Origin of the sequence: Nocardiopsis sp. NPDC006832, from assembly GCF_040635885.1 — a bacterium.
Classification (GTDB): Bacteria; Actinomycetota; Actinomycetes; order Streptosporangiales; family Streptosporangiaceae; genus Nocardiopsis.
Genome location: NZ_JBEYLC010000016.1, coordinates 1 through 22,095, shown reverse-complemented (window position 1 = coordinate 22,095; position 22,095 = coordinate 1). Strand labels below are relative to the sequence as shown.

Below are 22,095 nucleotides of genomic sequence, written 5' to 3'. Positions count from 1 at the left end.
CGGGGCCCACGGACGCACTCCCCTCGGCACGACAGGAGAGTCTGTTGACAGACACCTCGGCCAGACCCGCGCGCGTGGGCCGCGCCACCGTCGCCTCGCTGTTCCTCTTGGGGCAGTTCGCCTTCCCCGCCGTGGCCGGAGCCGACACCTCCGAGGAACCACCGACGCTTCCACAGGTCCACGAGTTCAAGGGGGAACAGCAACCATGCGGTCCCGAGAGCACCGACACCGTCGATCAGCTCCCCTGGACCCACAGCTCGTTGGGCCTGGACGAAGCGCATCGGCTGAGTACGGGGGCGGGTGTCACGATCGCGGTACTGGCCCCCGAACTCGACGCCACCGGCCCCGCTCTGGAGGACGCCGTGGACCAGGGTGAGACGGCGGACTGTCTCGGCTACGGAACCTTCGTGGCGGGTATCGTCGGCGGTCGTTCGTTCGAGGGGAACGGAGCCGTGGGCGTGGCCCCCGAAGCGACCCTGCGATTCGTCCCGACCGGGTCGCCGGCTACGGGGGTGGCCACGGCCGGGGAGATCGCCTCGGGGGTGGCCACGGCGGCGGACTCGGGCGCGTCCGTCATCCTCGTGGCCACGTCGGCGTGGTCGGGCTCGACGGAGCTGGACCAGGCGGTGGAGGCCGCGACCGAAGACGGATCGTTGGTGGTGGCACCGGCGACCGTGAACACCTCGCGCGGCCCCGTCCCCGGACACCCCGCCCAGCACACCTCAGTGCTCGCCGTGGCGGGCCACACACCCGAGGGCCCGCCGTCGATCGAGTCTCCCCTGCCGCTCCCGGACGGTACGCCCTCCCGGGTCGACCTCCTGGCGCCGGGTGACCGGGCCGTGGCCCCCGGGGTCGGCGGCGGACACGTCACGGGAAGCGGAGCCGGGGTGGCGGCCGCCTTCGTGGCCGGGACCGCCGCACTGCTCACCGAGCGTTTTCCGGACCTGGGCACCGAGGAGCTACGGGACCGGTTGCTCGCCACGGCCTATCCGTCTCCGGGCGGGGACGATGACCCCGTGCACGGGAGCGGGCGGGTGGACCCCGTGGGCGCCCTGCTGTCCCACCCCGCCGAGGAATCCGTCACGGTGGCGGGCGACGTCTTCGTCCCGGACCCCTCACCCCAGGGGACGTTGGAGGCACTGCCCACCTCCCTGGTCGCGGGCGGGTTCGCGCTGCTGATCGTGGTATGCGGTCTGGGCGCCGCGGTGGTGCGCAACGGTCGCGCCCGTTCGTGGCGACCCACGGCACAAGGCGAACCGGTCCCCATCGGCCCCCCACCCGACCCCTTGCGGGACTGAACGGCAGCGGGGCCGAACGTGCGGCGGGCCGCTCCGATCGGAGCGGCCCGCCGGACACGATTCACCTTCGCGACGTGCTCAGGAGTCCTCCCGCTCCTCGGCGATCGCCAACTGCACCTCGACCGGGTCTCGTCGGGAGATCCACAGGGCCCGTCCGGGCTGCATGCGGCGGGCTCGGACGGAACCGAACAGCATGCCCTCCGAAGGCGGGGTGGAGAGCATGATGCTGGGTGTGTTGAGGTCGATCAACGACCGGATGAAGGGGTCACCGGCCGCACGGCCGAACCCGCCGGCCGCGTGGACCACGATGACGTGCATCCCGATCTCGGCCCCCTGCGCGATCAGCGGCAACAGGGGGGACATCGGGCTCGGCCCACTTCCGGCCACCAGTTCGAGGTCGTCGACGATCACGAACAGTTCCGGCCCGTTCCACCAGTCTCGCGAACGGATGCGGTCCGGCGTGATGTCGGGACCCGGAACCCGAACGTCCATGGCCTGCGCGGCGGCCTGCATCATCTCGCGGACGCTGTCGGCGGAGACCCCGTATCCGAGTTGCATCTCCTTGGGTACGGCGTCGTAGAGCTGACGGCGCTGATCACCCAGGACGACCCTCGCCTCCGACGGACCGTAGTGTCTGCGGATGGCGTTGGTGATGTGCCGTACGAGGTTGGTCTTACCGGACTCGGTGTCGCCGATCACGAGCAGATGGGGTGTGGCCCCGAAGTCGTGCCAGAACGGCTGCATCCGACGGCTCTCCAGCCCCAGGGGCACCCGGAGCACACCGCCGGTGCCGTCGAGGTCGGAGGCCGGGAGTTCCTTCGCGCGCAGCTTCGTGGGGAGGGTGCGCACCGGTGGCACCACGGGACCGTCCCAGGCTCCCTTGACCCGTTCGACGATCTCCGCCATGCCCGCGGAGGCCGTCACCGAGTCCGACACCCCGTCCGCACGCGGGAGCGCGCTGAGGAAGTGGTGTTTGTCGTCGGTGATGCCGCGTCCGGGGATCTTGGGAACGGTCTGCGCCGCCCGCATGTGGACGAGGGAGTCGACGGGGTCGCCCAGGCGGAGTTCGAAACGGGTGCCCAAGAGGTCACGGACACCGGTGTTGAAGTCCGCCCAACGCGGTGAGGCGACCATCACGTGCAGGCCGTAGTTGAGGCCACGTTGGACCAGCTGCACGATGGGCGCCACCAGGTCCATGTTGTCCTGGCGGATGGTGCCCCAACCGTCGACCACGAGGAAGACGTCACCGTATGACTCTTCGGCGAACTCACCGGCGGCCCTGCGCGCACGATAGGTCGCCATGGAGTCGATCCCGTGGTCGGCGAAGAACGCCTCCCGGTGGTCGAGGATCTCGTGCATCTCCAGGATGGTGCGGAAGATGCGACGCTCATCGGTGCGAGCCGCCACACTGCCCATGTGGGGCAGGTCCTTGAGCGCCTGAAGCAGGCCGCCACCGCAGTCGATCGCGTAGAACTGGACCTGGGCCGGGGTGTTGACCAGCGCGAGGCCGAGGATGAGCGAGGCCAGGAGCGTGCTCTTGCCGCTCTGCGGGCCGCCCGCCACACCGATGTGGCCGCCGCTGCCCGCCAGGTCGACCGTCATCGGCGACCGACGGTGCTCGAAGGGGCGGTCGACCACACCCGCGGCGACCCGCAGCGAGCCCTGCTTGTTCCAGAGGACCCCTCCGTCGGGGATGTCGTTTCCGATCGTGCTGTGCAGTTCGTCCAGGAGCGGGGGGAGCTTCAGGGGCGGTAGCCACACCTCCCGGGCCGCGGGCCCATGGCCGCCCAACCGCTCCAGGGCCAGATCGAGCAGGGCGATCTCCTCGACCTCCTCCACCGGTTGGGCCTCCGAGGGTTCCTCGGGCACGGTGACCGGGGAGTCGGTGAACAGGACCGTCTCCAGGCCGGCGCTCTGACCGGTACTGACCGCACGTCGACTCACCCGATAGGGACCGGACACGTAGGCGGCCTTGAAACGTGTGAGCGTCTCGGTGTCGGTCTTCAAGAACCCGTTTCCCGGCGCGGAGGGCAGGCGGTGCGCGTCGGGCACCCCCAGCACCCCCCGGCTCTCGATCGCGGAGAAGGTCCGCAGGGCGATCCGGTAGGACAGGTGGCTCTCCAGCTGGTGCATCCGCCCCTCGTCCAACCGCTGTGACGCCAGCAAGAGGTGGACCCCCAGGCTCCGTCCCAGCCGACCGATCATCACGAACAGGTCCATGAAGTCCCGGTGCGCGGCCAGCAACTCGCTGAACTCGTCGACCACGACGAACAGGGTCGGCAGTGGCTCCATCGACGGATCCGACTCCCGCGCCTTCTCGTACTCGTGCACCGAGCTGAAGCCGCCCGCGGCGCGCAGGCGCTCCTGGCGGCGCACCAACTCACCGTGCAGGGCGTCCTGCATGCGCTCCACCAGGATGGCCTCGTCGGCGAGGTTGGTGATCAGCGCCGAGGTGTGCCGGAGCCCGTCCAGACCGATGAAGGTCGCGCCACCCTTGAAGTCCACCAGGATGAAGTTGAGGGTGTCGGGGGTGTGCGTCAGGGCCAGGCCGAGCACCAGGGTGCGGAGCAGCTCGCTCTTGCCCGAACCGGTCGCGCCGATGAGCATGCCGTGCGGGCCCATCCCCCCCAGCGCCGATTCCTTCAGGTCCAGTTCCAGGGGGGCGCTGTCCGAGGTCATGCCGATCGGCACCCGCAACCGATTCTTCGGGTGCAGTTCCCCCCACATCCGCTCCGGGTCGTGCGTGCGCAGGTCACGGATGCCCAGCAGCGTGGTCAATTCGAAGTCCGTCTTCAGCGGTTCGTTCACCTCGGTGGTGACACCGCCGGCACGGTAGGGGGCCAGCAGTCTGGCCAGGGTGGACGCACGAACCGCGCTGAGGGTGTCGGGACGCCCCAGGCTCTCCTCCGTGTCACGACCGGAGTGGTCGTTCCCCAACATCACGAGTTCCTCGGAATCGACGCGCAGCGCCAAGGTGTGGGGATCGTCCTCGGGTGGCATCGGGTCGTCGACGTCGATGACGACCGTGTTGCGGTATCCGCCCCCGAGCAGGCGCGACCCGGGCGGGATACTGCCTCCGTCCACGATGATCACGGTGAAGGGCTCCTCCCTGTCCGGAGTCGCCGAGGGGTCGAAGCGTGGACGGTTCATGAGGTCCTCGGAGAGGGCCTGCTCCAGGTCGACGGCGTCGGTGAAGAGCAGACGCAGGGTCCCCGCACCGTCCCGTTTCGTCTGATGCTGGGCATGTGGCAACCACTTGGTCCACGACCAGTGCGGCATCGAACCGGCGGAGGCACAGACCGCGATCCTGAGGTCGTCCGGGGAGTGGAAGACCGTGAGCTGCCCCACCACGGCCCGGGTGAGCCCGCGCGATGCGGAGACCTGCCCGCGCATCGTCACCCGCGCGTATCCGCGCAGGTACACCTGGACCGGTTGGTCGCCCACCGTTCCGTAGGCGTGGATGAAGCGTCGCAGCGCGTGCGCGCTGAGGGGTTCGAGGTCCTCCACCGGTTTGGACGAGATCGGGGAGATCTTCATGGACAGCGCTTGCGCGCCGACACCCACCCGGACCTCGCCGAAGTCCTCGTCGTCGATCCGTCGCTCCCACAGTCGCGAGGTGCGCACGATGGACCACAACGCGTCGGGGTGGGGTGCCCGCCAGAGCATGGCGTCCCGTTGCTCGGTGACCACACCGCGTAGGCGGACACGCATCTGGCGCAGGTAGCGCAGGTAGTCACGGCGGTCGTCGTTGAGCTTGGTCCTGCGTTCGAGCATCCCGCGCAGGTACTGGCCGCCGAGCATGGCGACGGCTCCGACGAGCATCATCCCACCCGCGATGAAGGGCATGACCGTGCCGCTCATTCCACCGGGGCGCATGATCATCATGAGCATCGCCATCGAGGTCAGCGCCATCGGCAGGTACATGAACACCGAGGACATACTCGACTGCTGAGCCGTCAGCTCGGGCGGCTCCTGGAGGGCCACCTCCCCCGAGGGGAGCTCGGGGCCGGGCCGTCGGGGCGGTCTCCGCACACGGATGGTACTCAAAACCGGGGTCTCCTTCGAAGGGCCGGATGTCGGCCCAGAGGATAGGGATTTCGGGTTACGAGCAGGAGGCGGGAAGGTCACGCACCCGTGAGCGTGAGTGGCCCATAGAAGCTACCGTTCCCAAGCAATAACACGAAGACAGAGATTTAACCCAACACAACATCAAATGTCACCCGAAAGGTGTTAACCTCCCAATCGCCAAGACCCCGTCGATCGGCCCCCAGGTGAACGATTCGTCTACCGGCGACCCTTGTCGCCTCCTGATCCGCGCCCCTGAGCGTTCCTTCGAGATAGCGGCACCGGTCGAGATACCACTGTCCGAAATCATCCCCACGCTGGTCCTTTACGCCGAGGGCGACGAGGGGGAGGACCTCGACGAGGCGGGTCTGGAGCACGATGGATGGGTTCTCCAGCAGCTGGGTGACGAGCCGCTCGAAGAGGACGAGACGCTGGCGTCGCTCGGGCTCTGCCACGGCGAGACGCTCTACCTGCGGCCCCGGCGCGACCAGCTGCCCCCGGTCCACTTCGACGACATCGTCGACGGGGTCGCCAACGGCATCGCCGAGCGCCCGGACCGCTGGGAGCCGAACCACCTCAGGGTCCTCCTCCAGGTGTTGGGGCTGGTGGTGCTCTTCACCGGTCTGACCGTCATGGCCGGTTCGGGGCGTGACCTGTTCACCGCCATCGGCGCCGCGGGCTCCTCCCTCCTCATCCTGGCCTCCGCCTGGGCGGCCTCCAGAGCCATGAGCGACCTCACCGCCGCCAAGGGGCTGGCCGGCATGGCGACGCTCGCCATGGGACTCGCCGGCGCCTGTGTGCCCACCGGAGAACCGGGAACCATGCTTCTCGGTGCGATCATCCTCACAGCCTCCCTGACGGCGGCGGGCGCCAGTGTGCTGGGGATCGCGGCCGTCGCGGGGGCGATCCCCTTCTTCACCGGACTCTTCGTCGTGGAGGCGCTCGGGGTCATCGCGGGCCTCAGCCTGATGTTCCTGCCCGGCACCTCCACCGTCCAGGCCGCGGCGGTGGCGGGTACCGTCGCCCTCTTCCTCGGTACCTATGCCCCCCAACTCGCGTTCCGGCTCTCCGGTCTGCGCATGCCCGCCCTGCCCGCCAACCCGGATCAGCTCCAAGAGGACATCGCCCCCTTCCCCGCCCGAAGGATCCTCGATCGGACCACGCTCGCCGACGACTTCCAGACCTCGTTGTACGCGTCCACCGGCGTCGTACTCGCCGTCTGTCTGACGGTGCTGTCCATGGGACCGGGCTGGGCGCCCAGAACCCTCTCCGTGATCATGTGTCTGGTGATGCTGCTCCAGACCCGTGGACTCAACAGTGCTCGGCAACGGATCCTCATGACCGTCCCACCATGGCTCGGACTCATGGTCTTCGTGGTGGACCTGGCATGGAGCGCGGAGCCCGTACCACGCCTGCTCGCGGTGGTCGGCCTGTTCACGGTCACGACCCTGTTGGCGGTGGTCTCCTGGTCACTGCCGGGAAGACGGGCGATCCCCCATTGGGGTCGGGCCGCGGAGATCATCCAGGGGATCCTGTGCGTGGCGATCGTTCCCCTGATCCTCGCCCTGTACGAGGTGTACGGACTCCTGCGCGGAATCGGGGGCTGACATGCAGTCGCGTCGTGACCGGGTGATGGCCTACAACTTCACCGTGGGGCGGTTGGGGACGGCGATGTTGGTGGGTGACCCCGACGCGGTGGACGCCCCCATGCGCCGCACGCGTGGCGGCACCTACGTCGGCCTGGGCCTGGGGGCACTCCTGTGCATCGGATTCCTCGTCTTCGGCCTCATCATGCCCGGCGGAGCCACTGCCTGGCGCCAGGAGGGCGGAATCGTGATCGACAAGGACGGCGGCGCCACCTACCTGTACTCGGAGGGCACGCTGCGTCCGGTCGACAACCTGGCCTCGGCGCGTCTGATCGTGGGCGACGGCGCAAAGACCAGCCTGGTGAAGCAGGCGTCCTTGGAGGGCACTCCGGTGGACGGACCCGTGGGGATCCCGGGCGCCCCCGACGCCCTGCCGGAGGAGGACGCCCCCGCCGTGTGGCGGTACTGCGCCCTACCGCCGCTCGAGGACCAGGACTCCCCGCGCGGGCGAACCGCCCTGGTCGCCGGAGACGCGTCACCGCCCCGGTCCCCCGAAGCCGACCAGGGCATCCTGGTGTCCGATCCGGACGGCGCGGTGTACCTGTTGTGGGGCGGGCAACGACTGCGGGTGGAGGAGGAGTCCGGCGGATTCCAGGCGCTCGGCTACGGCACCAGCCCCGTCCTGACGGTCTCCAACGCGTTTCTCGGCACGATTCCAGAAGGACCCGACGTCGAGGCACCGCCCGTGACCGGGGCCGGGGAGCCCGGACCGGGTTCGATGGACGCCGACCACCGTGTCGGTCAGGTGTTCGCGGTCTCCACCCCGGGTCAGGAGGACCAGCACTACCTCCTGACCCATGAAGGCCTGGTTCCCCTCACCCTGACGGAGGCGTTGCTCCTCCTCGCGGATCCCGATGTCTCCGGTGCCGCTTACGGCGACACCTCGCCCGAGGCCGTCCCTCTCAGCGCCTCCGAGGCACACCGGGCCCTCGCGTCCGGAGCCTCCGCACCGGAGAACGCGAACGGACTCCCCACCGCTCCACCGACCGCATTGGACCTGGGGTCCGCGGTGCCCTGTATGCGTTGGGAAGAGGACGGGTCATCGCTCCTGACCGTCGACGACCCCAAGGAGATCCAGGCCTGGCCCGTCCAGGATCGCCCCTTCGTCGCCCCCGGTTGCCCGACCCCCGACCTGGTGGGAATCCCCTCCGGTGTGGGCGGTGCCGTCAAGGCCTTGCCCGTGGGCGGCATGGAGGCCTCCCCGACCTTCTTCGTGGTGACCGACACGGCCGCCAAGTACCCCGTGGCGGACGACGCCGCGCTCGGCGCCCTCGGATACACGGCCGCCGAGGCCGTCTCGCTACCGATGTCCCTACTGCGAGTCCTGCCCACAGGACCGCTGTTGAGCCAAGAGTCCGCCCCGCTGCCCTTGGCGGCCTCCCCTCGGGCCGGGGACCAAGCCTGTCCCTAGCCAACGACAACAGTGGAGATGATGCAGATGTCCAGAACACGTAATACCGATGAGGCCAACCGACTCGCCCAGGAGGCGATGACGGAGGCCCACACCCAGTGCAACAACATCTACACGAACGTCGACGACCTGCGCGACGGGCTCCGAGCCTCCTGGCACGGAGCCGCCTCGAACCGATACAGCGAAGCCCTGGTGGGATGGCTGGAGGAACTCCGGCTCATCACCAACGACATGAACCAGATGATCGGTACCTACGGCGGCACAGTGCAGGCCATGAACCAGGCCGAGGACACGGCGATCGTCACCGGATCCCGGTGGATGGACGACCTCAACCCCAACCAGGCGGGCTGACGACCGCACCCGATGTCCCCGTACGAAGACCCCTGAACAGCACTTCCGAGACGAGGTAGAGCACATGCAAGGATTCGACGTCAGCTACGGCCAGGTGGACGAGGCGACCAGCCGCCTCTCCCAGCAGACCGAAGCGGTGGCCCGACAGATCGAGGAACTCGACCAGAAGATGCAGACGCTCCTGGCCGACATGTCCGGTGAGATGAAGGAGAACTACCAGACCAAGGTCTCCTCCTGGCGCCTCAACGTCGCGGACATGCGGACTCTGCTGGGCAAGGCGCAGACCGCACTGAACGAGATCCGGAACAACTACTCGGGCACGGACCGCCGCGAGGCCATGAACTGGTCCGCCCTCCTCTGAGCCGGTCCGCACCGGGCCGACGCGTGCGCACCCCTCCCCCGTCGAGCCCGTCCTAACGGGGCCGGACCCGTCCGACCACGGGTCCGGCCCCCACCTCCCCACGTTCGGATGACGCCCACCGAATGGGCGGCAAGGAGACAGAACAGTGGCCGAATCGCCATACGACTTTCGTTCCGCTCTCTCTGGTGAGCCGGGCCCCCTGGTGGAAGAAGAGGGCGAAGAGGCTCAGGCGGAACTCCTCTCCACACTCACGACCCAGACCAACTCGTCCTCGGGGTCTGGTGGTGCCCCACTCAACCTGAATTTGGCGAACGGCCTGCTGGTGATGGGCAATTCCTCCGGCTCCCTGGAGGTCGACACCACAGACCAGAGAGTGGTCATCGATCCGGAATCGCCCTCCGAGGTCGGTCGGCGCGATGGGGAGGTGGTTCTGGGCACCACCGATGAGGCCACCCCCCTGTGGACGGGTCAGGCCGTGGAAGGCGAAGCGCTCCAGCCGATGGTGAGCTCCAAGCTCGCCCCGGTCTCCGAGGGTGTGCCCGCCTCCAGCGCGACCATCCCGGAGGGGGAGGTGACCGAGCCGCAGGAGGACCCGGTACACGTCGTCTCCGTCCAGGAGCCCGATCCATCGGACCTCGGCGAGGACTTCTCGTCCACGGAGGGCACGCCCCTGGCGGAGGCCGTTTCCTCCGAGTTCACGCCGATGACGGAGAGTATCCCGGCCACGGAGGCCGTCTCGGTCGAGGAGTCTCCTGACTCGGCCGACGCCACCGGCCCGGTGGTCACCGTCGACCCCGAGACGGGTGAGACCGTCATCCTCGCCGAGGACCTGCGGATCACGGTCGGCCCCGAGAACGGCCAGGTCCGAATCGAGCCCTCGGACGAGAACGTCCCCCTCGCCGAGGACACCGCCCCGATCACCGTCGACGCCGGCGGCATGACCATGGTGATCGACCCCGAAACCGGCACCCTTGAGGTGGCCCCGGTCGAGGGAGAGTCCACGGACATCACCGTGGAGGTCGGCGACCTGCGCCTCGTCATGGACGGGGAGACCGGCGAGATCAGCGTCGATCCCGCGGAGGGCTCCGTCTCGGTCGACCCCGAGACCGGGCTGGTGACCATCGAGCCCACGGAGACCGAGGACGGCGAGGGCGAGAGCGAGAGCGAGGAGAACGAGGGCACTACCGGTGGCGACGAAGATGTCGAAGACACCGGTCAAGACACCGCGGACCATGAGCAGAGCACCGATGGCCAAGGTGACCATTCCTCTGGGCAGGAACAGGGGCAGGGGCAGGAGCAGGAGCAGGAGCCAGGGATGCCCGGGACCGTACCGGGTGGGACCGGCGGAATCCCCCAGGGCGGGTACGGCGGCGGCGAACCGGACGAACAGGTCGCCGGTGAGAAGGGCGAGAGCGACGGCCAGGGGGGCGACTCGGAGTGGTCCGAGGTCTTGGCCCCGTCCGAGCTCCCCGAGCCCGCTGAAATGAGCTTCCTCGAACCCGGACCCGACCCCGGGCAGGCTCCGAGCGAGGAGCGAGACGAGCCCACTCCGGACGGCGGCCGGCCGAGCGGCGACGGGAACGGGGGCGAGGACGGCGAAGAGCAGGTGCTGAACAAGCTCGCACCCGGACCCGACACCGAACCGGATCCGAACGAGGACCAAGACGAGCCCACCCCGAGCGGCGACGAAGAGGACTCGGAAGACGAGAAGGACAAAGAAGACGAGGAAGACGGCGACGGGGACGGCGACGGGGACGGCGACGGGGACGACGACGGGGACGAGGACGACGACGGGGACGGGGACGAGGACGACGACGGGGACGGGGAGGAGAAGGACGACGAGGATGGCGATGACAAGGGGGATAAGGGTGGCGGAGGGGAGGGCGGTGACGGTGGAGACACGAAGGACAAGGGAACGAAGATCGACCTTGACCGGATCGCGATCTTCAGGGACGAGTTCATCATCAAGGTCCGCGATGCGCTGGAATCACAGACCCCCAACTTTTACGACTACAGCGGCGGCGCAAGCTCGGAGGGCGCCGCACAGGTCACTCGCTTGGGGGACCCTTCGCTCCTTGAAATCGCCGGTGTACTCGGCAGCAGACTCGACCAGTCCATGGCGATGCTCCACTCGATCCTGATCGAATTCGAGGAAGAATTCGAGGGGATTCAGGATCGCCTGCACACGAACATGAACATCTTCGATGACTTGGAAAGCGACCAGGAACTCACCGCCGGCCAGGTAGCACTCATCATGGACGGATCTGAATCCGCTTCGGGCGGAACTCCGACGCCCTGATAGCCACCGAACACACTCACACCGGAGAGGGGAAGAATGCCTGACCTGCACGACATCATGAACATCGTCGCCGACGGCGCGGACAACAGCGACGGGGACTACCCCCGCATGCCAAGCATCGACTCGATCATCGGCCCGGATGTGAAGTGGGTGGATCACGGAAGATACCACCACTCGAAGGACACCAAACCTTTCGTCGGCTTCGAGTGGCACTACGGCGGAAACGAGATGGACCGCTGGTGGGCCATGAGAAAGCCCGGGATGAAGTACGTCCCGGGGTTCGGACCCTACTCCAGCGGCTATTACACGGTTCATGACTGGGACTATGCCGGGTACACCATGAAGTCGGGCCTGTGGGGAGAACAGAACCCGGTGGACGGGGCGGAAGCCGCCGAGGTGGAGAAACCTTTCCTGGATGCCTTGCAAAAGATCTCCAATGTCATACCGAACTCTCTCGACAATCTCGATGCCGGGAAAACAGGAAATTTCGAGTGGGGTCCCACCGGGAAAGTTATCGGCGACCTCCTGAACTTGAAATTCCTATTCGAGGAACACGGGGAAGGGTCGGATTCGAACGGTACCCTGTTGACGGCGTACAAGAATCTCGATATTCCCGAAGGCCCGATGACCGGCGCCGCCGCCTCAATGTTCGGCGCGAAACTCTATCATCTGTTCCATCGCTTCAGGGACATGGAATCCCAGATCCGGAACAATCACGAGGCGATCAAAAATATCAAGGAGGCGATCTCCAAACCCGCCAGGGATCTCCAGGGAGCCGTCAAAGACGCATTGAAAGAAGATTCATACAGGATGCGAGCCGTTCTCGACCACTGGTATTTCAAGGAGAGCATCGGCAAGCAAAAATGGAATCACGGGACCGGCCAGTTCTGGATCAAAATCACAGAAACCTCCTGGGGCCCGGTCAGCAATCCCACCACCGACGAGAACGTCAACAACCGACTGAAGGAAATCTGGAAGGAAAACTTTAAGGATGTGATCAACAAGGCGAACAGCCTCTACGACACACTGAATGAGGTATACACCGACGCCAACAGGAAGTTGAAGGTCATCGAGCCCCCGGAGGGGCAGATCCCTCTCACCATGGCGCCTGACCTCGGTCCCGATGGGAACCCCGAGGGCCCCGACATGCCCGATATGCCTGACTTTCCGGATGAGATCGATTTCAAGTTCGATGACGACGTCTTCGGCGGCCCCGAAAGTCCCGGCCCCGGAGATGGCGGCCCCGAGATCCCGGATTGGATGCAGGATCCCCCTTCCATCGGAGGCCCCGAATTCGACTACGAAAGTCCGGGTGGTGGGGACGACGTCCCGACCCCTGGGCCTCCGCCCTTCGTTCCAGGTTCCCCGCCCGCGGTCCCCCCCACCGGTTCGGAGACCCCACCACCCTTCGTCCCGGGCTCCCCGCCCGCGACCCCACCGACCGGTTCCGAGACCCCACCACCCTTCGTCCCAGGCTCCCCGCCCGCGACCCCACCGACCGGTTCCGAGACCCCACCACCCTTCGTCCCAGGCGCACCGCCCGCGACCCCACCGACCGGTTCCGAGACCCCACCACCCTTCGTCCCAGGCGCACCGCTACCGCCGATGCCCTCCCCCGGGGCCTCTGGCTCCAGACCCCCCTCCCCCAGTGGGAGTTTCCCGCCACCGACGGCGCTGGAAATCGATCCGGAGACCGGGCTGCCGATCAACCCCGAGACCGGACGCCCCTTCCCCGTCGACCCCGACACCGGCATCCCTTTCGTCCCCGGCACCGACCTGCCCCTCCATGTCGATCCCGAGACCGGAAGCGCTCTTCCCATCGATCCGGTCACCGGGCTGCCCGTACAGGACGGCGGCACCCGACTCGACATGGATCCGCAGACGGGGCTGCCGATCAACCCCGAGACCGGACGCCCCTTCCCCGTCGACCCCGACACCGGCATCCCCTTCGTCCCCGGCACCGACCTGCCCCTCCAATACGACCCGGTCACGGGACAGGTGGCGCCGATCGACCCCGTCACCGGGCTGCCCACGGCACCGGACCCGACCTACCCGTCCCCCACCGACTTCGACACCGAACTCCCGCCCCTGCCGGAGAGCGTCTACGAGAACCCCGTAACCGGGGAACCCGCCGAGATCAATCCAAGAACCGGCCTGCCGTACCAGATCGACCCGGATACCGGCGAGGCCATCAAGGGGGAAAGGCCGCCCCCGGAGTTCGCGGCCCCTCCCCCGACCCCCATCAATTCCTCCCTGCCGGTCCGCGAGGGGCCCGCTCCGCTGGACCTCAACTACGGGGGTGTGAACACCCCTCCCCCGACCTCCTCTTCCGGTCCCGGGGGCGTGGACTCGGGGAACTCCGGTGCGGCGTTCGGGGCTCCCCCCGGCGCGGGTGGAACACAGATGCAGGCCGGTGGAGAACCAGGAGGTTTCGGTGGCAACGCGCCCGCCGGAACGCACGCCGGTATGCCCGGCGGTGGCATGCCGATGATGCCCCCGATGGGTGGCATGGGCGGTGGAGGCGGTGGTGGTGGAGACAACGGTCGCGAGCGCAACCGAGCCACCTGGCTCTCCGAGGACGAGAAGGTCTGGGGCACCGACAAGACCCGCGGCAAGGCGGTATTGGGCCGTCCCGTGCCCGGCGAGAAGAAGGGAACCACCCGTCATGAGTTCATCGATGCGGGAGCAGATGGAAACCGACCTGGCACGACTTCAAACGACGATGCGAGAACTGGAGGACGCAAGCGCAAACCTGGAGTCGGCAACAGAAGAGGTAACGGCCAAGAACAGACTCGTGACGGCGACGGTCGACGCGACCGGTCGTCTGACTGAGCTGAAGTTCCATACCGACGGCTATCGGAGCATGGCCCCCGCGGAGCTGTCCTCTGCCCTGGTCGAGGTGATCGACCGTGCCCAGCGACAGATGGCGGAGCGGGTCGCCGGAGTGTACGACTCCTTCGCCCCTGAGGGCATCGACACGGCCGCCGTCATGCGCGGCGAGGTGGACGTGGAACAGACCCTCCGTGCGATGGGGGTCTCCCTGGACGACTTTCGATGACCATACGTCCCTAACGAGCATCACGACCGAAGGAGGAGGACGATGTCCGCAGCGGGTCAGGGCCTGTCCGCCGATCCCGATGGGATCAATCAGGACGGTAAACGGATCTACGAGGCCGCCGACTACACCGACGAGATCGTGAACCACGCTCTCACCGGTCGTGAACCCCACGGGGTGCCGTGGGGGGAGGAGGGCGACTACTCGCAGAAGATGCAGGAGACACTCGGCAAGGCCGAGGACATCCTGTGGGAGCTCCTCCCCATGATCGCCTCGGCCCAGCGTCAGGCTGCCGACGGGACCCTGCGCACCGCGGGAGGCTTCGGGAACACCGAGGAGAGCAACGTCGACCTGTCCGGTGCGATCGACACCCCATTGCCCGGGGGTCGACGGTGACCGTTTCTCCCCCGAGTGGGAACGATCGCGGAACGCCCGCGGAGGAGCCCTCAGGGCAGAACGCGACACACGCGTTCCGTGCCGCCCTGTCCGAACCCGCGCACCAACGACCGGCCTTCGAGGAGGTGGCGGCCTCCCCCTCCGTGGCCGGCCGTACCCCCGCCCCGGCCGTGTCCGAGGCCGATCAGGAGCCGGTGCCTTCCAGGGAGCCGACCGCGATCATCGCCGACCCCGGTGGGAGGGGTGCCGGGGAAACGGACACCGAACCGGCCCTCGACCGTCCCGGGGCGCCCGTGCTGGCCGGCGCCGCCATCGCGGGGGCGCTCCTCGTCGTCGCCCCGTTCGCCGTGTCCGCGAGTATGCCCGCGGTGTCTCTGAGCACCGTCGCCCCACAGTCCCCCGTGTCGAGCGCGCTCGGTGATCAGACCGCGGACGGTTCCGCACGAGTGGGCGGGGAGGCCGCCTCGGTGACCGACGCGGGTGGTGGCGGCTCGCCCGTGACCGAAAGCGTCGCCGACCCCGGGTTCGTACCGCAGGTCCAGGAAGGAAGCACCAACCCTTCTCTCCCCGATCCTGGCTCCGCGTCGGAAGGAGCGGGAGCGATCCAGACCTCGGCACCGGCCACTCAGGAGGCGGACCCCCTGCCCCCGGAGGACACTCCCCAGAGCACCGGGGCAGAGGGCACGACCACCGAGGACGGTTCCCCTGAGGCGGCCGGTGGCACCGAGACGGCCTCAGGTGAGGCGTCCGAGAGCGGAACGGCCACCGACAGCACCGAGGAGGGCACCCCCGAAGAGACCGCGGCCGGCGAAACGGAGACCACCTCGGGCGGGGAGAACACCCCGGCATCGGCCGAGAACGACGCGACCGATGCCGGCACGTCGTCGGAAGCGGGCGGCGAGGAAACGACCGCGCAATCATCCTTGGACGGCACCGACACCCCGGAGTCGGCGTCGATCCTCGAGAACGCGACCGAGACGATCGTCCCCGTGGAGGAGCGCTACCGTGTTCTCACCGGGCCCGGCTGCACCGGTACGGCCGACTCCTCCTACGGCGGAGAGGGTAGGTGGCAGAGCGCCGAGGATTCCGCCGGCTGGACCACGCGTCCCGGCGGCTACGACCAAGAGGGATGCGATGGTTCCTACGAAGCGATCCCCGTGTCCGGTGACCCCGAAAAGGGCGACCACCAGTTCGCCGCCTGGACCTTCACGCCGGGCGAGGAGGGCGCGGTCTGCGAGATCTACGTCCACGTGCCCGAAGACGAGAGCCCACTGTGGATCGCCGGCGGGGAGACCCGGTATCGGATCCACCCTGGAGAAGACGGCACCGAGCCACCGGTGGCGGTGTTCGGCTTCGACCAGTCCGAGATCGCGGGCGGGTGGGTACAGGTGACCGGGTTCGTGTCCCCCGCCGAAGCGTTCACGGTGCGGCTCACCAACGCGGGTGAGGACCCGTTCCCCAATGACGAGCACACGAACGCCCACGTGGCCGCCTCGGCCATGCGAGCCGACTGCTCTTGACACATCCCCCACGTGGGACCACGAAGGTCCCCCGGACAGGAAGGCAACCGATGAGCAGGCAGCTCCTCACCGTCAACCCCGACGCCCAGGGAGCACACGAGACGATCTCGTCCGCGTTGGAAGCGGCGGTCGGCGACGCGGTCATCACCATCGCCCCGGGGCGCTACGAGGAGAGCCTCGTCCTGCGCGAAGTGGTCACACTGGTCTCACGCGACGGGCGTGGAACCGTGGAGATCACCAGTGCCTCGGGCAGTGTTGTGTTGTCCGGGGCGGAGGCGGTCAAGCTCGACGGACTGGTGCTGCGTTGCCGCGACGAGGAACGTCCGACCGTGGACGTCGCGGCGGGCGAGGTCGAGATGGCGGACTGCGAGGTGTACGGGGCGGCGTGGTCCGCCGTGTCCATCCGGGCCGAGGGCGGACTCGCGATGCGCGACTGTCGTGTCTGCTGTTCCGAGGGAGCGGGTGTGGTCGTGGTGTCCTCCGGGCGAACGACCATCGAGGACTGCCTCATCGAGGACGTCAAGACCAGCGCCCTGGTGATCGGAGAACAGGGACGGCCCTGGGTGCGCTCCTGCGTGCTCAGGGACGCGGGCGGCAACGGCCTGTTCGCGAGCGGCGGGGCCGCGGGCACCCTGGAGGACTGCGAGATCACGGCCACCGGCAAACCCGGGGTCGCCTTCGAGGAGGGCGCGGCCACCACCCTGCGACGGCTGCGCGTGCACAACACGGAGAGGGAGGGGATCACCCTCTCCAGCCAGGCGCGCCCCGTCGTGGAGGAATGCGTCGTCGAGGAGACCGGGGGCGACGGGGTCGTGGTGCGCGGTGGCTGCGACCCCCAGGTGAGCGGCCTTCGGGTGATCAGGCCCCAAGGGACCGGGATCCACGTCACCGAACGCGCGCGGGGCCTGTTCCAGTCGTGTGAGGTGGAGGAGGCGGGCGCGGACGCCCTGCGCTCGGGTGGTCGCGCCTCGACCACCTTCCTCCAACTGAACGTGAGGGGCGGCGGTGGGCTCCTCCTGGCCGAGGACGGCGTGGTGGAGTTCGATCGCGGCGGGGTGCGCGACACCCGAGGCCACGGCATCGTCGTCACCGGCGGCGCCCCCTTCCTACGGGGGATGACGGTGGAGGACACCGGCGGCCACGGAGCGCTCCTGGAGGGTTCCGCGCGAGGACGGTTGGAGGGGATGACCTTCGAGCGCACCAAGAACGCCTCCGTGGCGGTGCGCGAGGGCGGGCGGGTCGAGTTGGAGGGCGCCCGGATCGTGCAGAGCCGGGAAGTGGGCGTGGTCGTGGGTTCCGAGGGAGAGGCGGACGTGCGGGACTGCGAGATCGCGGAGTCGACCGGCGACGGCGTGTCGGTACGCGGAGGCGGGCGGGCCACCGTCCTTCGGACCAGGGTCCGCGAGGGTCGGCGCAACGGTGTGCTGGTGACCGCCAACGCCGAAGCGGCCCTGCGACGCTGTGAGGTGTTCGGCAACCGGGCGGACGGCATCCTGGTCCACTCGACCGAAGAGGTGGTGGTGGAGAACTGCACGGTGCGCGACAACGGACGATCCGGTCTGCGCCAGACCGTGGCCGGCCAGAACACCCACGCCGAGGACCTGTTCAGCCAGGGCAACGGTTCCCCCGACGCCTTCGGGGAGATGGCGGGCACCGCCGTACCCCTCGCGCCACTGGAGGAGGACGAGGCCGAAACCGAGGCGGAGGAGGGCACGGGACCGCTCGCGGAACTGGACGCCCTCGTCGGGCTGGCCAACGTCAAGAACGAGGTCCGCACCCTGATGACCCGCAACCAGATGGCGCAGCGGCGCGCGGAGATGGGGCTGCCCAGTCCGCCGATGAGCCGCCACCTCGTCTTCGGGGGCGCTCCGGGCACCGGTAAGACCACCGTGGCCCGCCTGTACGGGCGTGTGCTCTCCGAACTCGGTGTGCTGAAGTACGGTCACGTCGTGGAGGTCGCCCGGGCCGACCTCGTCTCCCAGTACGTGGGCGGGACGGCCATCAAGACCACCGAGGTGTTCGAACGCGCCAAGGGCGGGGTGCTGTTCGTCGACGAGGCCTACACCCTCTCCGAGGGAAACGACTCCGGTAAGGGCCCCGACTTCGGTCGCGAGGCGATCGACACCCTGGTGAAACTGATGGAGGACCACCGGGACGAGGTCGCCGTCATCGTGGCCGGCTACACCGAGAACATGGACCGGTTCTTGGCGGCCAACCCCGGACTCGCCTCCCGGTTCAGCAGGACCATCGAGTTCGTCAACTACGAGGACGCCGAACTCGTGGAGATCGTGAACAGGCTCTGCGAGGGGAACAGCTACCGGCTGTCGCCCGAGGCGGAGGCGGCCCTGCTCCGGCACTTCGAGCAGACACCCAAGGGCCCGACCTTCGGCAACGCCCGCGCGGCCCGCAAGGTGTTCGAGGAGATGATCGACCGGCAGGCGGCCCGGCTCGGCGCTTCCTTGTCCGAGGACCACGACTCCCTCACCCTCCTTCTCCCGGAGGACCTCGGGGTCTCGGCGGACGCGCCGCCCTCGGCGGACGAACGCCAACGGCGGATCACCGAACTGCGCGAGGAACTGGACGCGCTGGTGGGGCTCGGACAGGTCAAGGACACCGTCAACGACCTCACCAACCTGCTGCTCATGGCCGAACAACGCGCGGCCATGGGGCTTCCGGTGTCACAGATGAGCCACCACCTGGTGTTCACCGGTCCCCCCGGTACCGGTAAGACCACGGTCGCGCGGCTCTACGGGCGTCTGCTCCACACCCTGGGCGCCCTGCCGGCGGAGCACGTGGTGGAGGCGGCCCGTTCGGACCTGGTCGGACGCTACGTCGGCCACACCGCGCAGCTCACGGCGGAGGTGTTCGAGAAGGCGCGCGGAGGGGTGCTGTTCGTCGACGAGGCCTACACCCTGACACCGCGCGGGGAGGGCAACGACTTCGGGCAAGAGGCCGTGGACACCCTGCTGAAGCTGATGGAGGACCACCGGGACGAGGTCGCCGTCATCGTCGCCGGCTACCCCGTGGAGATGGACCGCTTCATGGCCTCCAACCCGGGCCTGGCCTCCCGGTTCAACCACCGGGTGGAGTTCCCGTCCTACAGCGACGACGAACTGGTCACCATCATCACCCGCATGTCCGCGTCCTCCGGTTACGAGTGCGCTCCGGACACACTGGCGGCGCTGGCGGGGCACTTCTCGACGATCGAACGGGACGGCTCCTTCGGTAACGCCCGGTACGCGCGCCAGGTCCTGGAGCGCATGATCACACGACAGGCGGGCCGCCTGATGCAGGTCGGCCCCTCGGCCACACGGGAGGACTTCACCACCCTGCTGCCGGCGGACATCCCCTGACCCGAGAGCGTGGGGCCGGGGCTCATACGTGGCCCCGGTCCCGCGCCGGTTCCGCTTTCCGTTCGTCGGCCGGTCGGGGGGTGCGGGCGGCGGGGGTGAGCATCGCCGCCACGATGACCAGGACCAGGACCACGATCATCGCCGGGCGGAGCCCGAACTGTTCACCCAGGATTCCCAGGGCGGGAGGCCCGACGAGGAAGGCGATGTAGCCGATCGTGGCGGCGAAGGAGACCCGGGCCGCCGTCTCCGCGCCACTGGTTTCACCCCCGGTGTCGCCCGCGGCGGACAGCGCCACCGGGAAGCCGAGCGAGGCCCCCAGCCCCCAGAGGACCACCGAGGCCACGACCAACGGCTGGTGGTCGATGAAGATCACCCCCGCCATCCCGAAGGCACCGATGGCCGCGCTGGCGGCCAACACCGGTGCGCGACCGAACCTGTTGACGAACGACCCACCGACGAACCGGCCCAGCGTCATCGCCGTGGCGAACACGGCGAAGATGGCCGAACCCCAGACGGCGTCGAACCCGTGTCCGTCGACCATGACCAGCGGGAGCCAGTCGTTGGCCGTTCCCTCGGCCATCGCCAGGGCCAGGATGACACCACCCAGGAGGACCAGACGGGTGTCCCGCCATGGAGCCGCCTTGGGGGTGGGTTCGGAGACGGTGTGGTCGACGATCTCGCGGCGACCGAAGCCGACGGGGATACGTCCGATGCTCAGCGCCGATCCGACCAGGATGACGACGCTCATGAGGAGCATGTGGGCGACCACGGGGAACCGAAGGGCCGTCGCGAGCAGGCCGAAGCAGGCACCGACGGCCGTTCCCAGACTGAAGAACCCGTGCATGGCGGGCATGACCGACCGGACGAGCAAACGTTCGACCTCGGCCCCCTCCACGTTCAGAGCGACTTCCCCACTGCCCATGCCGAGCCCGAAGAGCGCCAACCCGAACGCGACCAGCGCCCCGTTACCGGCCATCGCTCCCAGGCCCACCACGCCCACGCCCACGGCGGTCGACAGCATGCCGGCGACGATGATCGGTCGTGTCCCGAACCGGGAGACCAGCGGGCCCGAGCTCAGGATCCCGGTCATGGACCCCACCGACAGCCCGAACAGGATGAGCCCCATCTGGGCGGTGTTGGCGCCCACCAGGTCTCGCACGTCGGGCGTGCGGGTCACCCATGACGACATGCCCAACCCGGGGAGGAGGAACAGCACGAACAGCGCGTTGCGCCGTTTGATCGCGGAATCGGGCATGGGTGTCGACCCTCGGTTTTCGAGCGGAGAGGTGAGCAAGGAATTGAGAGTGTACAAACGTACGCACTTTGTTCCGGGGAAGTCAACCGCCTAGAATCCGGGCCATGCCGAGAAGCCGCCGGGATGTACCGAACGACCCCGACCGTAAGATCCGCATCCTCGACGCCACCCTCGAAGTCATCGTCGAACACGGCGTACACCGCACCACGCACCGGCGCATCGCCGCGCGGGCCCAGGTGCCCTTGGGCTCGGTGACCTACCACTTCACCAACCTCGACGACGTCCTGGCCCGAGCCTTCGCCCGGCTGATGGAGCGCATGTCCGCCCAGTACCGGGAACACATGGAGAACGCCTCCTCACGCGCGGAGGCCGAGGCAGCGGTGGTCGACCTGATCTGCGGCCCGACGTACGCGTCACCGACGTACATGTCGAAGGAACAGATGCTCCTGCTCTTCGAGATGTACACCTACGCCCGCCACAACGTCGCCGTGGCGGACCTGACCCGAACCTGGCTGTACACCAGCCGGGAGAGTCTCGCGCTGCACTTCGCGCCGAACACGGCCAAGGCCCTGGACGTGCTCATCGAGGGTTGGCCCATTCAAGCCACCTTCGAGAGGACCCCGCCGGAGCGGGAGCTCGTGGCGGCGGCGGTCCACGCGATCAGCGCAGCGATGGAGACCCGGGAAGCGGAGACGAATGATCCGAAGGGAACGAACAGCCCTGCCTGACCGCTACTGACGGGACCAGCGCTGCGGACGGGTAACCGGGCGGGGCGGGTAACCGGGCGGGGCGGGGAAGAAGGCGGGGCGAGGAAGGGAGCGCGGCGGGCAGGGCGGGTCGGGTCGGGGAAGGAGGCGGGGTGAGGCGGTCGGGGGCGCGGAAATCTGGTGGGGTTTCGGGTGTCTTGGTGGGGCGCCTTAGGTCGGGGCTCTTCCGGTGGTCTGGCGGGGTGGGGGTGTGTGGGTGGGGCGCCTCGGGTCGGGGTCCTGCGGGTTGTTGGGCGGGGTGGGGGTGGGTTCTCCCTCCTTCCCCGCCGCGTGATTGTTGCCGCCCGCACCGCACGCGTCAAGGCGATGTCGGGTTCT

The 22,095-nt window shown here is 68.4% G+C and carries 14 protein-coding genes; 12 read left to right on the top strand and 2 right to left on the bottom strand.

Going from position 1 to position 22,095, the window contains the following annotated elements:
* The first annotated feature begins 44 nt into the window (after positions 1-44).
* Positions 45-1,298: a S8 family serine peptidase gene (locus ABZ717_RS10350; protein WP_358508001.1), complete on the top strand. Its 1,254-nt coding sequence runs from the start codon at positions 45-47 to the stop codon at positions 1,296-1,298.
* 78 nt (positions 1,299-1,376) lie between these two features.
* On the opposite strand, the gene eccCa is transcribed toward ABZ717_RS10350, so the two are convergent.
* Positions 1,377-5,345 (bottom strand): type VII secretion protein EccCa, encoded by a 3,969-nt coding sequence (gene eccCa / locus ABZ717_RS10345; RefSeq protein ID WP_358507999.1) that lies wholly within the window; start codon positions 5,343-5,345, stop codon positions 1,377-1,379.
* A gap of 224 nt (positions 5,346-5,569) precedes the next feature.
* On the opposite strand from eccCa, the gene eccD reads away from it, so the two are divergent.
* The 10 genes from eccD to ABZ717_RS10295 all read left to right on the top strand — a co-directional run bounded on the left by eccD (position 5,570) and on the right by ABZ717_RS10295 (position 19,755).
* A complete protein-coding gene (gene eccD, locus ABZ717_RS10340) occupies positions 5,570-6,970 on the top strand; it encodes a type VII secretion integral membrane protein EccD (RefSeq protein ID WP_358507998.1) in 1,401 nt (466 codons plus the stop codon).
* 1 nt (position 6,971) lies between these two features.
* Positions 6,972-8,420, top strand: coding sequence for a type VII secretion protein EccB (gene eccB, locus ABZ717_RS10335; protein ID WP_358507996.1), 1,449 nt, complete (start codon positions 6,972-6,974; stop codon positions 8,418-8,420).
* A 27-nt stretch (positions 8,421-8,447) separates the two neighbouring features.
* Positions 8,448-8,771 (top strand): hypothetical protein, encoded by a 324-nt coding sequence (locus tag ABZ717_RS10330; protein WP_358507994.1) that lies wholly within the window; start codon positions 8,448-8,450, stop codon positions 8,769-8,771.
* A 64-nt stretch (positions 8,772-8,835) separates the two neighbouring features.
* On the top strand, positions 8,836-9,132 hold the full coding sequence (locus ABZ717_RS10325; protein WP_358507993.1) for a WXG100 family type VII secretion target: 297 nt from the start codon (positions 8,836-8,838) through the stop codon (positions 9,130-9,132).
* A gap of 145 nt (positions 9,133-9,277) precedes the next feature.
* Complete coding sequence (locus ABZ717_RS10320; RefSeq protein WP_358507991.1) at positions 9,278-11,431, top strand: hypothetical protein; 2,154 nt, start codon at positions 9,278-9,280, stop codon at positions 11,429-11,431.
* Positions 11,432-11,467: 36 nt separating this feature from the next.
* Entirely contained in the window at positions 11,468-14,263 is a 2,796-nt protein-coding gene (locus tag ABZ717_RS10315; protein WP_358507989.1) for a hypothetical protein, read from the top strand.
* Complete coding sequence (locus ABZ717_RS10310; protein WP_358507988.1) at positions 14,154-14,489, top strand: YbaB/EbfC family nucleoid-associated protein; 336 nt, start codon at positions 14,154-14,156, stop codon at positions 14,487-14,489. Before ABZ717_RS10315 ends, ABZ717_RS10310 begins: the two co-directional genes overlap by 110 nt.
* A 42-nt stretch (positions 14,490-14,531) precedes the next feature.
* Entirely contained in the window at positions 14,532-14,882 is a 351-nt protein-coding gene (locus tag ABZ717_RS10305; protein ID WP_358507986.1) for a hypothetical protein, read from the top strand.
* Positions 14,879-16,402: a hypothetical protein gene (locus ABZ717_RS10300; protein ID WP_358507984.1), complete on the top strand. Its 1,524-nt coding sequence runs from the start codon at positions 14,879-14,881 to the stop codon at positions 16,400-16,402. The genes ABZ717_RS10305 and ABZ717_RS10300 overlap by 4 nt, the downstream gene beginning before the upstream one ends.
* Positions 16,403-16,452: 50 nt before the next feature.
* A complete protein-coding gene (locus ABZ717_RS10295; RefSeq protein WP_358507982.1) occupies positions 16,453-19,755 on the top strand; it encodes a right-handed parallel beta-helix repeat-containing protein in 3,303 nt (1,100 codons plus the stop codon).
* A gap of 22 nt (positions 19,756-19,777) precedes the next feature.
* Here the strand turns inward: ABZ717_RS10295 and ABZ717_RS10290 are convergent, their stop codons facing one another.
* Positions 19,778-21,010 carry an MFS transporter gene (locus ABZ717_RS10290; RefSeq protein ID WP_358507980.1) on the bottom strand — a complete coding sequence of 411 codons (1,233 nt, stop codon included), beginning with the start codon at positions 21,008-21,010 and terminating at the stop codon, positions 19,778-19,780.
* Positions 21,011-21,114: 104 nt separating this feature from the next.
* Between ABZ717_RS10290 and ABZ717_RS10285 the strand changes: the two genes are divergently transcribed.
* Positions 21,115-21,738, top strand: coding sequence for a TetR family transcriptional regulator (locus ABZ717_RS10285; RefSeq protein WP_358507978.1), 624 nt, complete (start codon positions 21,115-21,117; stop codon positions 21,736-21,738).
* Positions 21,739-22,095: the final 357 nt, after the last annotated feature.

Coding starts and splice junctions, on each gene's coding strand:
- ABZ717_RS10290 (WP_358507980.1), bottom strand. CDS start 21,010: ATGCCCGATTCCGCGATCAAACGGCGCAACGCGCTGTTCGTGCTGTTC.
- ABZ717_RS10305 (WP_358507986.1), top strand. CDS start 14,532: ATGTCCGCAGCGGGTCAGGGCCTGTCCGCCGATCCCGATGGGATCAAT.
- ABZ717_RS10330 (WP_358507994.1), top strand. CDS start 8,448: ATGTCCAGAACACGTAATACCGATGAGGCCAACCGACTCGCCCAGGAG.
- ABZ717_RS10310 (WP_358507988.1), top strand. CDS start 14,154: ATGCGAGAACTGGAGGACGCAAGCGCAAACCTGGAGTCGGCAACAGAA.
- ABZ717_RS10315 (WP_358507989.1), top strand. CDS start 11,468: ATGCCTGACCTGCACGACATCATGAACATCGTCGCCGACGGCGCGGAC.
- ABZ717_RS10295 (WP_358507982.1), top strand. CDS start 16,453: ATGAGCAGGCAGCTCCTCACCGTCAACCCCGACGCCCAGGGAGCACAC.
- ABZ717_RS10285 (WP_358507978.1), top strand. CDS start 21,115: ATGCCGAGAAGCCGCCGGGATGTACCGAACGACCCCGACCGTAAGATC.
- eccB (WP_358507996.1), top strand. CDS start 6,972: ATGCAGTCGCGTCGTGACCGGGTGATGGCCTACAACTTCACCGTGGGG.
- ABZ717_RS10325 (WP_358507993.1), top strand. CDS start 8,836: ATGCAAGGATTCGACGTCAGCTACGGCCAGGTGGACGAGGCGACCAGC.